The organism is Aneurinibacillus sp. Ricciae_BoGa-3, from assembly GCF_028421645.1.
In the GTDB taxonomy this organism is placed as follows: domain Bacteria; phylum Bacillota; class Bacilli; order Aneurinibacillales; family Aneurinibacillaceae; genus Aneurinibacillus_B.
The window spans coordinates 3329247-3341055 of the sequence record NZ_CP116887.1 but is presented as its reverse complement, the minus strand read 5'-3'; the positions used below and the strand labels follow the sequence as shown (position 1 = coordinate 3341055).

General features: G+C 44.9%; 12 protein-coding genes. 9 read left to right on the top strand and 3 right to left on the bottom strand.

What is annotated here, in order from left to right:
* Nucleotides 1–177: 177 nt before the first annotated feature.
* Nucleotides 178–1029 carry a reverse transcriptase domain-containing protein gene (locus tag PP175_RS16885; protein ID WP_272439479.1) on the bottom strand — a complete coding sequence of 284 codons (852 nt, stop codon included), beginning with the start codon at nt 1027–1029 and terminating at the stop codon, nt 178–180.
* Between the two features lie 62 nt (nt 1030–1091).
* Between PP175_RS16885 and PP175_RS16880 the strand changes: the two genes are divergently transcribed.
* Both PP175_RS16880 and xerA read left to right on the top strand, forming a co-directional pair.
* Complete coding sequence (locus tag PP175_RS16880; protein ID WP_272439478.1) at nt 1092–3005, top strand: tyrosine-type recombinase/integrase; 1914 nt, start codon at nt 1092–1094, stop codon at nt 3003–3005.
* Nucleotides 2998–3960, top strand: coding sequence for a site-specific tyrosine recombinase/integron integrase (gene xerA, locus PP175_RS16875; protein ID WP_272439344.1), 963 nt, complete (start codon nt 2998–3000; stop codon nt 3958–3960). The genes PP175_RS16880 and xerA overlap by 8 nt, the downstream gene beginning before the upstream one ends.
* 54 nt (nt 3961–4014) lie before the next feature.
* Here xerA and PP175_RS16870 read toward each other — a convergent pair whose 3' ends face one another.
* Nucleotides 4015–4581, bottom strand: coding sequence for a reverse transcriptase domain-containing protein (locus PP175_RS16870; RefSeq protein WP_272439477.1), 567 nt, complete (start codon nt 4579–4581; stop codon nt 4015–4017).
* A 417-nt stretch (nt 4582–4998) separates the two neighbouring features.
* Between PP175_RS16870 and yedE the strand changes: the two genes are divergently transcribed.
* The 5 genes from yedE to sigG all read left to right on the top strand — a co-directional run bounded on the left by yedE (nt 4999) and on the right by sigG (nt 9508).
* On the top strand, nt 4999–6228 hold the full coding sequence (gene yedE, locus PP175_RS16865) for a selenium metabolism membrane protein YedE/FdhT (protein ID WP_272439476.1): 1230 nt from the start codon (nt 4999–5001) through the stop codon (nt 6226–6228).
* A 3-nt stretch (nt 6229–6231) separates the two neighbouring features.
* Nucleotides 6232–6471 (top strand): sulfurtransferase-like selenium metabolism protein YedF, encoded by a 240-nt coding sequence (gene yedF / locus PP175_RS16860; RefSeq protein WP_272439475.1) that lies wholly within the window; start codon nt 6232–6234, stop codon nt 6469–6471.
* Between the two features lie 502 nt (nt 6472–6973).
* The gene (spoIIGA, locus tag PP175_RS16855; RefSeq protein WP_272443299.1) at nt 6974–7888 is read left to right on the top strand and encodes a sigma-E processing peptidase SpoIIGA; all 915 of its coding nucleotides are present in this window, start codon (nt 6974–6976) and stop codon (nt 7886–7888) included.
* Nucleotides 7889–7927: 39 nt separating this feature from the next.
* On the top strand, nt 7928–8641 hold the full coding sequence (sigE, locus tag PP175_RS16850; protein ID WP_442870476.1) for an RNA polymerase sporulation sigma factor SigE: 714 nt from the start codon (nt 7928–7930) through the stop codon (nt 8639–8641).
* 90 nt (nt 8642–8731) lie between these two features.
* The gene (gene sigG, locus PP175_RS16845) at nt 8732–9508 is read left to right on the top strand and encodes an RNA polymerase sporulation sigma factor SigG (RefSeq protein WP_272439473.1); all 777 of its coding nucleotides are present in this window, start codon (nt 8732–8734) and stop codon (nt 9506–9508) included.
* A 70-nt stretch (nt 9509–9578) separates the two neighbouring features.
* Here the strand turns inward: sigG and PP175_RS16840 are convergent, their stop codons facing one another.
* On the bottom strand, nt 9579–10361 hold the full coding sequence (locus PP175_RS16840) for a basic amino acid ABC transporter substrate-binding protein (RefSeq protein WP_272439472.1): 783 nt from the start codon (nt 10359–10361) through the stop codon (nt 9579–9581).
* Between the two features lie 269 nt (nt 10362–10630).
* On the opposite strand from PP175_RS16840, the gene PP175_RS16835 reads away from it, so the two are divergent.
* Entirely contained in the window at nt 10631–10909 is a 279-nt protein-coding gene (locus tag PP175_RS16835; RefSeq protein WP_272439471.1) for a YlmC/YmxH family sporulation protein, read from the top strand.
* An 80-nt stretch (nt 10910–10989) separates the two neighbouring features.
* Nucleotides 10990–11808, top strand: a complete 819-nt coding sequence (gene pgeF / locus PP175_RS16830; RefSeq protein WP_272439470.1) for a peptidoglycan editing factor PgeF — start codon at nt 10990–10992, stop codon at nt 11806–11808.
* Nucleotide 11809 lies beyond the last annotated feature (1 nt).

Below are 11809 nucleotides of genomic sequence, written 5' to 3'. Positions count from 1 at the left end.
CGCACGGAAAAAAATTTCTTTTTTTTCGTAATGAGCGACCTTATAAGCCCGAAAGGTGAAATGGCGAGCTGCGGGAAGGGAGTCGGAGGGGGTCATAGTACCGTATTTCATTGCGGACGAAAGTCCGCTTTTACTTTTCCAGCTCCCCCTGCATCAAACCGGACGTGAGGTTTTCCCTCATCCGGCTTTCCGATGTTCTTCTTTCCTCCGCTTTACGGTACTTTCTCGGATCACAAGTGTCTTTAATCCAGATTTTTGAGCCATGATGCCCACCAGTCCGAATTTATGATGCTTTTTACGACGATTGAGTTTCTTATTCCAAAACAGTGTGAGTCTCTTTCGGATGTACCAGTCGATTTTATTTAGAAACTTATTGGCTAACGAGTCCAAGGCATAGTAGTTTCTCCACCCTTGTATGCGTGGATTAAGTTCTTCAACCATCTGATTCATCGTCCAGAACAGTCGATTTCTCGGCTCTGTGACTTCTTTTACCTTTTGCTTCATTTTCTTCATGGCCTTCTTCGAAGGGTAGCTTCTTAGGATATGGCGCTCCATTCCTTTAATCTGTTTTGGAATTTTCCGGTGATGCATCCCCAGGAAATCGAAACCTTCTTGATCCCCCCATAGGTTGACCAGTTTGGATTTAGACGTGTTCATTTGTAACTCCAGTTTTGAGAACACAGCTTTGAGCACGCTGATCGACTCTAAGGCTTGTTTCTTGGTTTTGCACAAGATAACGAGATCATCGGCATATCGCACCAGTGTGCCGAGTTCGGTGAATTTCTTCTCCCAAATCGTATCCAGGTAATTAAGATAAATGTTGGCTAACAGAGGGGAAATAACGCCGCCTTGTGGACTTCCGATTGCAGTCTCGTAAAAATGATCAGCTTTTACGAAGCCTGCCTTCAACCATTTCCGTATGAGTTTTAATACTCTTCTGTCGCAGATTCTTTGCTCCACGAGTTTCATCAATTTCTCATGCGGGATATTGTCAAAGTATCCGGATTTAGCGATATAAGATAGACCCATAGGATCATCCCTAGACAAGATCGTGAGATCTTGTAAACTAACTTCAGAGAGGTACACATCTTATGGAATCTATCATCGAGGATTATCGAGAATATCAAACCATTATTCGAGGATATACGCCAAAAGTGGTGAAAGCTACTTGGCGGGAACTCAAAAAGCTAGCTCAATATCTGGAGAACTTATCCATCAACTTTCAAAACGTTCAACTCGTTCACCTGGAGAACTACTGTATTGAACGTACAGAAAGTAAATCTCTTGGATACCGAAATGTAATCATTAGTCAACTTCGTTCTTTTTTTAATTATTTAGTGCAGCAAGAATTACGTTTAGAAAATCCTGCTCGTCATCTAAGGTATACGAATCTAGATCTTTATCAATCCTTACCTGAGATCGCTTCAATAGAGGAAATTCAAGATTGCCTAAAGGAATTAAAAAGGCAAATCGACAGTTGTTTGAGCCGTCGTCAATTCGACCCTATCCGAAAGCGTAATCTGGCCTTATTTGCTCTTTTGTATGCCTCCGGCATTCGAGCTGGAGAAGCAGCAAACTTACAGATCAGAGATATTCTATGGGAAGAACAAGTTCTCATCATTCGAGAAGGAAAAGGGCGAAAAGAACGGCGAGTTCCCGTCGTTAATGAGATATTAGAATTACTTCAGATTTATTTAGCTACGCGTAATGATCTTGAACCTAACGCACCGCTATTCTTAACCTGGCGGAAAGAAGCGATGGACAACAACTTAATAGGTGCTACCTTTAGGAAATATCATGAGATGTGGGAAAAATCCCTTCGCCCCCATCAACTACGCCATATTTGTGCAAGTCATCTGTATCAACAAGGAGGCAATATCGTACAAATCAAAGACTGGTTAGGCCATAAACGGCTGACAACAACCCTTCATTATACTCGGATTCAAAACCCAGAGATAGAAGCAACACTGGAGTCACACCCTATCAACGAAATGTCTTGTTCATCAAAACCCAAGTTGGAAATTGTTAACGTATCTAGCCAAAATAAACCACTACGTCGAAAATATACGATGACTCCCATAGCTGAACCTCTTACAGGAAAATTAGCAGAACAAATTCAAGAATTCCTTCGAACTGCAGAGGGTATGAAGAAATATTCGAAGGGTACGTTAAAGGAATTTCGTTTTAGTCTTACTCGATTTGCCGTAGGCTGTCCACATTGTCTGGAGAAAGGAATTGAGGTGTTACGTGCCGTAGACATCATTCGCTGGCTTAGTGCTCGTAGACAAGCCGGAATCTCTCCTTGTACGATAGACAAAAATCTATCCCACCTTCGCTCATTTATGGCTTACGCCATAGACCGTGGCTGGAGAACTGAAAATCCGATGGAGGCACTTAAAATGGTACCCAAACAACCGAAAGAACAAACCTATTTAACGGAAGAAGAGATGCTACGTATACTTTCTGCACCTGATCGCTCAACTAACCAAGGTTTTACGGACTTTATTACTCTTTTGGTACTCTATGCAACAGGGCTCCGTGTCGGAGAACTGAGTGCTCTAAACATCGAAGATGTGGACCTAAAAGAAGGCTGGATTCATGTACGAGAAGGAAAATCAGGTGATCGTCAAACAGCTATTCCTAAAGCAGCTATTGGCGACTTAAAAAAGTATGTTGGACTCTATCGCAAAGCCAAATCGGGCCCTTTCCTATTGAATCAAAAAGGAACTCGTATTAAACCATGGACCATAACAAGGCGTATACGAAAATATTCCGAAGCTGCTCATATTGAAAAGCCTGTTAGCCCTCATACCATTCGTCATACTTTTACGGCTCATCTTATCCAACGAGGTGGAAGAGTAGAAGTCATAGCTAAAGCACTTGGACATAAGTCATTAAAAGAAACCACCCCCTATGCTCACGCCGATTTCGAGGATATCAGAAAAGCCGTTAGCCTACTTCGCAGAAATATTCCACCCGTGTCAGGAGAGAAAAAGCATGAATAATGAAGCCATTCTTAGAGAATTTCTCGACTATACCCAATTTGTTCGAGGTTGTCGTCCTAAAACCGCCGATGCCTACGCCATCGATATGAAAGTTTGGCAAACATTTTGTAGAAATGACTACCCACAAATGGACAATCCCTCCAAAGCTAAAATGGTTGTGGATTATATCCGCTACCTTCGTGTTGACCGTAAGAATGGTTCTTCTGCTGTGCAACGTAAATTGGCCACCCTTTCAGCATTTATCGACTATCTCATTCTTATGGAGATAATAACTCCTAAACAAGATGAACGAAAAAAATGGCCGAAACTTCTCGATACACCGGAACGACTTCCAGTGGTCTTAGAAAACAAAGAAATTCAACAGATACTCACCCAACCAGACACCACAACTATTTTAGGCCGCCGTGACCGGGCAATCCTTACTTTGATCTACTCAGTTGGACTACGAGTAAGTGAAATCTGCTCCCTCCAGCTACGTAATGTCCATTGGGAAGAGAAACGAATTCTGATTCAAGGAAAGGGGGGACGGGAGCGATATGTACCACTGGATTCAATCGTTGAAGACGTCATTAAGGATTACCTCACTTCTAGAACTAGCACTATTTCTGAGCTCTTTGTCAGCAAAAAGGGAGGTGCGCTAACTTCTCGAGCTATTCAGTTTATGGTTAAGAAATATGCGGCACGAGCTGGTATCGATAAGAAAGTCACTCCCCATAAATTGCGACATACATGTGCTACTCACCTTTTGCAAGAAGGCGCTCATTTAGTGGCCATTCAAAAATTATTAGGCCATAAGAGCCTAAATACGACTCAAATTTATCTACACATCACCATTACAGACTTAAAACAACTTTCTCAACGCCATCCGATGCGTAAAATGCGTACTGTCATAGGCTTATGCGGTAAACCAGTAACTTGTTTTCAAGCACCTTACGGTGCCCGAACGGGTACGTAATTCTGAAATACTGCGATTTAATTAGAAAAACATAGATAATAAACGTTAATTAACTTAAATAGGCGAGGGCCACTCTAAATTAATATCGCTAAATTTCTCAATGTCCACGTCGACTACCCAATATACGCCTTTTTTCACGGCGCGTCGAATGTGTCGGATCGCTCCCTTTGCGTCCCGTTTGGGACGGAAGCCGTAGGAACAGTCTTTGAAGTCCGTCTCAAAGATCGGTTCTAACACTATTTTCGTTGCCATTTGCACGATGCGATCACGTATAGTAGGAATCCCCCACGGACGTAGTTTCCCGTCGGGCTTCGGTATTTCTTTACGCCGTGCTGGCAACGGGCGATAGGTGCCTCTCATGAGTTGGTCACGGATTTCTTCCACCAGTTGCTGTTCTCCATTTTCTTTTATGATAGAGTCAATGGTTATGCCATCCACTCCACCGCTACCTCGATTGCCTTTTACTCGTCTCCATGCTTCCCAAAGAATATCTTCCCGGTAAATTTTATCGTATAACGCATGAAACTTGCGATGCGGATTTTCCTTGGCGGCAAGATATAGCTTGTTTTGAAGTTCTTGAGCTTTTACTTTGGCGTAGTTAGCAGGATTAACTGCATTCACTTGCTCTTACCTCCTCCACTTGCTCTTACCTCCTCCACATGCTTGAACAAAGTAGGGTATTGCCTTTCGGCGTCCTTCCCTCCACGAGGTTTTGTTGTCCTCGCTTCCCAGTTCTCTACTCTACTAAAGGAAAACATCGTAAGGCGCATGTCCGCACCTTTCTTGCCCCCTGTGGAGCGTGTGGAACAAAGGGCGAAAAAAGACCGGCAACTGTCTCCATCATTGAAATACCCAGATGTTTTGCCGGTCCGCCCGTCGTTCCACAAAGAGGCCGTAAATGCTCCAATGAGGGGAAAGGAGAGAGCGGCATGGCCTACGATGTTTTTGTCACCATTTTTAGCAAAGGGGTGCTACAACCGGGAAATCGATGATACAATAAGATGTTGTTGATCTATTTTTACAGAGGGAAGGGAGTATATGCTAAGAGATCTTTATCGAACTGTTTTCCAGCGTTATTGGAATCCCTATGTATCCATCAGTATTGCCGGCGTTCTAAGTGCGCTTTATTTTGGCTTTACAGGCACCGTATGGGCTGTAACGGGAGAATTTACGCGATTCGGCGGGCACATTCTCCAGTGGTTTGGCGTGGATGTCAGCAATTGGGCTTATTTTAAACTTATTCATTTTTCTGGAACGCCGGTGGATCGGACGGATGGCTGGGTTGTCATAGGCATGCTTTGCGGCGCTCTCATCACTGTGCTGTTGAGTAATAGCTTCAAAATTCGTATTCCCCAACAAAAACGACGCCTTATCCAAGGTTTTATTGGAGGAGTCGTTGCGGGATTTGGTGCACGGCTGGCATTGGGATGTAATCTTGCTGCCTTCTTTACAGGCGTTCCGCAATTTTCTTTTCATTCTTGGGTCTTTATGGTTACGACGGCGATTGGGACGTATGTGGGAGTAAAAGTGATCAATACGCGGTGGTGGCGGGGCAAGCCTAATCTTCGCAGGGCCACACCTGCTAATCAAGTGGCTGCCGCAACGGCGGCACGAAGCTTCCAGCCAATCATTGGCATGTTCGTTGTCCTCGCTTATGCCGTTATTACCATTCGCTATTTTATCATCGGTAAACCATTGCTGGCCGCTGCATGCATTGCCGGCCTGCTGTTCGGCATTTTAATTGAACGAGGCCAAATCTGTTTTACTTCTGCGTTCCGCGATTTATGGATAAGCGGACGGGCCGTCATGACGAAAGCGATAGCGGTTGGCATCATTGTAAGTACCATCGTTACCTTCTTTTATATCCAGCACGGAGCGCCAGCCCAGATTAAAATTGTCGGGCCGAGCACCATTATAGGCGGCCTGCTGTTTGGCTTCGGCATTGTGCTCGCCGGTGGATGTGAGACAGGCATGATGTATAGAGCGATGGAAGGCCAGGTTCTCTTCTGGATCGTCGGCCTGGGAAATATCGTTGGCGCCTCAATCCTGGCATATGGCTGGGATCATCTTGGCATTTTCAATACATTTGCGAAAGGCTGGCCCAAAATTAACCTCATCCACACATGGGGGCCTGCCGGAGCGCTTTGTGGAACCCTGGCTATGCTTTTCGCCTGGTTCTTCCTATCGCGCTGGTGGGAGAAGAACTACCGGTATGGCAAAGGCTTAAAAACTTCAGAAAGTATTTCGAAAGATACAGTGGAGGTGTAGAAGATGGCAGATAAAGTTGATTTCGTGTTAGATATCCGTGGGGAATCCTGCCCCTATCCCGTTATCTACACGCTCGATGCCCTGAAAGATATGAAGGCAGGCCAGGTGTTGCAGGTGATTGCGGATTGCCCGCAATCCTTCCGGAATGTACCGGAAGAAGCTGTAAAGCATGGCTATGAATTAGTCGGAGAACCCGAAAGGTCAGGGCAGGATATTTATTTTAAGATTCGGGTAAATGCATAGGTGAAAACCATAAGAACAACAGGGACCGGTACCAACCGGCTCTTTTTTTATATAAGCCGGCATCACACAAAGCCCTAAGATTTCTAAAAGTTACAAGAGAAAAACATCGCAAGGCTATGGCTGACCGCCTTTGCTTTCCCCAGAGGAGCGTGTGGAACAAAGGGCGAAAAGACAGTCAACTGTCTCCATCATTGTGTTACCCAGATGTTGCACCTAAACGGTATAAAGGAATCTAAGGCCATCGTCTGCGCTTACGCTTGCCGCTAGCCAAGATTCCCTAATGACGGTCCCCCGGCGTGACACAAAGCGGCCGTTCAACTTCTCTGGAGGGAAAGCAAGAGCGGCGACATACCTGCGATGTTTTCTAACTCTTGTCAACGATTGTCTAAATATCTCGCATAAATTGTCTTAATTTTTCATACGATTTAAAGACCATCCCCTGTCTATCTGTGTGATAATGATTAAGCAGGAAAGGAAAGGAGGCCCCGAATCGAATGTGGTGATGTATGCGGATGTTATTTTTGTAGTCAATTTCATTATTGATTTTATGCTGCTAGCCGCAACGGCCTACTTCTGCCGGGTATCACTAAGAAGGCGACGGACGGCACTCGCCTCTACCTGCGGGGCGCTGTACACGTTGTTTCTATTTTTTCCGCCTCTATCTTTCGCTTATACGCTATTCTGGAAGTTTATTTTCTCTTGTTTAATGATCCTCATTTCATTTGGAAGGATGCAGCCGAGAAAGTTTATACGCGTACTCGTGTCCTTTTATTGTATATCTTTTTTTATTGGAGGCGGCCTGTTCGCCATTCACTATTTGTTTCAACAGCAGAATGTCATTCTAAACGGGATAGCCGCCACGCGCACGGGTGCCGGCCTGCCGGTTTCAGGGCCTTCACTGCTTTTGATTGCAGCAGGATTTCCGCTTCTCTGGTGGCTTAGCAAAAAAGGCTACAAAGGACTGGAAGCCTGCAGACAGCAGGATGTGCAGCACGTAGATGTACTGGTCACTATCGGTGAAAAAAACGTTCGCTGTGTAGGATTTATCGATACTGGAAATCAGTTGCATGATCCGTTAACCCGTACGCCTGTCAGTATTATGGAGCTTTCCTTGTGGGAAAATGTACTGCCCGATAATCTATTGGAGGCTGTGCGGAAGGGGACCGGGTTCGATACCGATTTGTCTGCGATTGATGAACAATGGCTGCCCCGGATACGGTTGATACCTTATCGCACTGTGTCCGCGCAAATGAGCTTTCTGCTAGCGATTCGGCCGGATGCTGTCACAATCCAAACAAATGGCGAAGCGTATGAAGGAAAAATGTATATTGGTTTGCGGGCAGAAAGTCTTTCATCGGCTGGCAGCTACCAGGCTATTATTCATCCAAAGGCGCTTGTGCATAAACAGGCATCCTAAAAAATCTCCATGGTGGGAGGGGGAAAAATGATTGGCAAAATGATGCGGCTCAAATTTACGGTGTGGTGGTACAGGTTTCTAATAAAACTGGGGGCAAAGGCCGAAGAGGTCCATTATATCGGAGGAAGCGAAGCTCTCCCCCCGCCTCTAAACAGAGAAGAAGAAGAGTACCTTCTGGGACAGCTGCACACTGGCGATGCGGCAGTAAGAGCGATGCTCATTGAACGAAATCTGCGGCTTGTCGTCTATATCGCCCGTAAATTTGAAAACACAGGAATTAATATCGAGGACCTCGTCAGCATTGGAGCCATCGGTTTAATAAAGGCCGTAAATACGTTTGATCCGGAGAAAAAAATCAAACTTGCCACTTATGCATCGCGGTGTATTGAAAATGAGATTTTAATGTTTCTGCGCCGCAACAACAAGATAAAATCGGAAGTTTCATTTGATGAACCATTAAACATTGACTGGGACGGCAACGAACTTCTTCTCTCCGACGTGCTCGGCACAGAGAATGATATCATCTACCGTGATATTGAAGAACAGGTGGATAAAAAGCTGCTTTATAAAGCGCTTGACAAGCTGACAGACAGAGAGCGTGTCATCATGCAAATGCGGTTCGGATTGAATGGAGAGGAAGAAAAAACGCAGAAAGATGTAGCGGATTTACTTGGCATCTCCCAGTCTTATATTTCGCGGCTGGAAAAAAGAATTATTAAGCGCCTACAAAAGGAATTCAATAAGATGCTATAGCAGACATCGGCGGCATTCTTAAACACCTGCATAATTTTCCATCCTGCGGAGATACTTATCAGTAACGCTGGCTCCTCAGGAGGGAAATACGTGACACGAAATAAGGTAGAAATCTGCGGAGTAGACACATCTAAGTTACCCGTGTTATCGAATGTACATATGCGGGAGCTATTTGTTGAGCTGCAAAGCGGCAATTACGCAGCAAGAGAACAGCTTGTAAACGGAAACCTGCGCCTGGTGCTGAGTGTTATCCAGCGCTTTAATAATCGCGGGGAATATGTTGACGATTTGTTTCAGGTTGGATGTATTGGATTGATGAAAGCCATCGATAACTTCGATCTGAGCCAAAATGTTAAGTTCTCTACCTATGCGGTTCCTATGATTATCGGTGAAATTCGGCGGTATTTACGGGATAACAATCCAATTCGCGTATCCCGCTCTCTGCGGGATATCGCCTATAAAGCACTGCAGGTCAGAGATTCGCTGACGAATCAGAACTCACGGGAACCTACCATTTATGAGATTTCAGAGGCGTTAAATATTCCAAAAGAAGATGTGGTTTTTGCGCTGGATGCTATCCAGGACCCCGTATCGCTTTTTGAACCCATATACCAGGATGGCGGCGATCCGATTTTTGTCATGGATCAGATAAGCGATGAAAGGCAGAAGGATGTACAATGGACAGAGGAAATCGCGCTCAAGCAGGCCATGCACCGGCTGACAGACCGGGAGAAACTGATTCTGTCGATGCGTTTCTTCCAGGGTAAAACACAGATGGAAGTGGCACAGGAGATTGGCATTTCCCAGGCTCAGGTATCGCGGCTGGAGAAAGCGGCTATCTCCCAGATGCAGAAGCATGTACAATAGAGAAAAGATCAAGCCCTTATAACATAATAGAAAACCTCGCTCCTCCATAACGGAAAAGCGAGGTTTTATTTTAGTTTGCAAAGTATTTTTTATATAGTTGATCAAACTTTCCATTTTGTTTCACAGCAGCAAGCCCTTTGTTCAGCTTATCCAGCAGCTCTTTGCTGCCTTTTTTAACAGCGATTCCGTATGTTTCAGTTTTTACGGAGCTATCTTCAATAATTTTCACTTGTTTTAAATTAAGTTTATTAACAAATTTCTTGATCACAGCATTATCCGCAATAACCGATTGAATGCGCCCATTTTGCAGGTCTTCAATCGCACTGGCGATATCGGTGTATCCTTTCATGTTACTGTAGCCTTTTCCAAAAGTGCTCTCGACTAAGCTTGCACCTGTCGTTCCCGTTTGAACCCCAATCAACTTGCCTTTTAAATCTGCTACCTGTTTTACGTTTGCCAGCGGTCCGTTATCTTTTACCAAGATAACTTGTTTGGCTGTAAAATATGGCGCGGTGAAATCGAATGACTTTTTGCGGTCGTCGGTAATGGTGATCCCGGCGATGCCAATTTTTACGGTACCATTACTAAGCCCGTTCATCATCCCGTCCCATCCCGTATGTTTTACTTCGACATTCAATTTCTGATTTTCTCCAATGGCTTTGATGAGGTCAACGTCAAATCCTTCAGGCTGACCTGTGGGAGACATATATTCAAAAGGTGGGAACGAAGCATCGGTCCCTGCCACTAAGGTGTTTGATTGTGCGGCAGCACCGCTTGCAGCGGGTCCCTTGCTGCATCCGGCTGCCATAATAACCAGCAGCATCGCTAAAAGAAGTGTAATTTTTTTCATCATATAGGCTCCTCTTTCTTCATTTAGTGGATAGGAAAGTGTGCTTTCTATCCACATAAGCTTAGGCTAAGGCTGTCAACCGTCGCCTTCGGCTTGGCGCCAGCCAAGTTTTCTAATAAACTTTAATTGTTTATTTATAAATTTACATGAATGATAATACATCCGGTTTTATCTCTTGACAAGTTATTTAATAAAAAACCACTTTTAGGACATTTCTTAAAATTAATACATATACTAGAATGGGATGGGCTAATGAAACGGGGTGGAAAACAATGTTGAAAATCTCTGAGTTCCAGACTAAAGATGTGGTGAACGTGATGGATGGAAAGAAGCTCGGGCAGATAACAGACCTCGAAATCAATACAAAAGCAGGAAGAATAGAAGGGATCGTAGTTCCCGGCAAGGGCAATGGCAAATTTCTAGGTATTTTTGGAAGTGCAGAGGAAATTGTCATTCCATGGCAAAACATTGTGAAGATTGGGCGGGACGTTATACTTGTCCGCCTGGATGAGACGGTGGTTCCCTTCAAGCCGGGTAAGGAAGAAGTGTAATAGAACAGGGGGTGAAGGCACCTCCTTTATCTTTTCTTCTAATCGCGGGAATGGTAATATGCTATGTAGGAGGGGAAAACGTGGAGGCATTTACATTAATTAATGAAAGTGTGCATCTGGCCGCATGGGAAAAAATGTGGCCGGGAATTTCAGCTGGTTTTTCCACTCGTAATGGCGGAACAAGCAGTGGAGAATTCGACAGCCTCAACTGCGGCCTCCATGTTGGAGATCGAGTTGAACATGTAGTCGAGAACCGCAGAAGGCTTGCCAGACAGAACGGATTTTCTTTCTCATCCTGGACATGCGGTGAGCAGGTGCATGGGGACAGGATTGTCTATATAGCCGAGGAACAAGCTGGAGCAGGCCGCGAATCACGGGAAGATGCTATTCCGTCGGCTGATGGCCTTCTTACTGACAAGCGTAATGTATTCTTAGCTTCCTTCTATGCGGACTGTGTTCCTCTGTTTTTTTATTCACCCCGCTTTCAGGTGATAGGCGTTGCCCACGCGGGCTGGAAGGGGACGGTGGCCCGGATAGGGCAGAAAATGGCCCTTCAAATGAAAGAACAGTGGGGTATTCAGCCTGAAGATATATACGCAGCCATTGGCCCGTCCATACACTCCTGCTGCTACGAAGTAAATGATTTGGTGGCGGATAAAATTAAGGAAGTGCTGGGTGAAAAGGCTCAAGATGTGTTGGAGTCTGTCCGCACGGAGAAATATATGCTAAATTTACAGGAAACCAATCGAATTTTGCTTTTGGAGGCAGGAATTCCTCATGCCCACATCGAAGTGAGTCAACTATGTACAGGTTGTCGCACTGACTTGTTTTTCTCACACCGAAAGGAAGGCGGGAAAACTGGCAGGATGACAGCGTTTATTGGACTGAAAGAGGGGTAAA

Excerpts from the sequence above, each read along its gene's own strand:
- PP175_RS16885 (WP_272439479.1), bottom strand. The coding sequence starts at position 1,029 with ATGGGTCTATCTTATATCGCTAAATCCGGATACTTTGACAATATCCCG.
- PP175_RS16880 (WP_272439478.1), top strand. The coding sequence starts at position 1,092 with ATGGAATCTATCATCGAGGATTATCGAGAATATCAAACCATTATTCGA.
- xerA (WP_272439344.1), top strand. The coding sequence starts at position 2,998 with ATGAATAATGAAGCCATTCTTAGAGAATTTCTCGACTATACCCAATTT.
- yedE (WP_272439476.1), top strand. The coding sequence starts at position 4,999 with ATGCTAAGAGATCTTTATCGAACTGTTTTCCAGCGTTATTGGAATCCC.
- yedF (WP_272439475.1), top strand. The coding sequence starts at position 6,232 with ATGGCAGATAAAGTTGATTTCGTGTTAGATATCCGTGGGGAATCCTGC.
- spoIIGA (WP_272443299.1), top strand. The coding sequence starts at position 6,974 with ATGTATGCGGATGTTATTTTTGTAGTCAATTTCATTATTGATTTTATG.
- sigE (WP_442870476.1), top strand. The coding sequence starts at position 7,928 with ATGATGCGGCTCAAATTTACGGTGTGGTGGTACAGGTTTCTAATAAAA.
- PP175_RS16840 (WP_272439472.1), bottom strand. The coding sequence starts at position 10,361 with ATGATGAAAAAAATTACACTTCTTTTAGCGATGCTGCTGGTTATTATG.
- PP175_RS16835 (WP_272439471.1), top strand. The coding sequence starts at position 10,631 with ATGTTGAAAATCTCTGAGTTCCAGACTAAAGATGTGGTGAACGTGATG.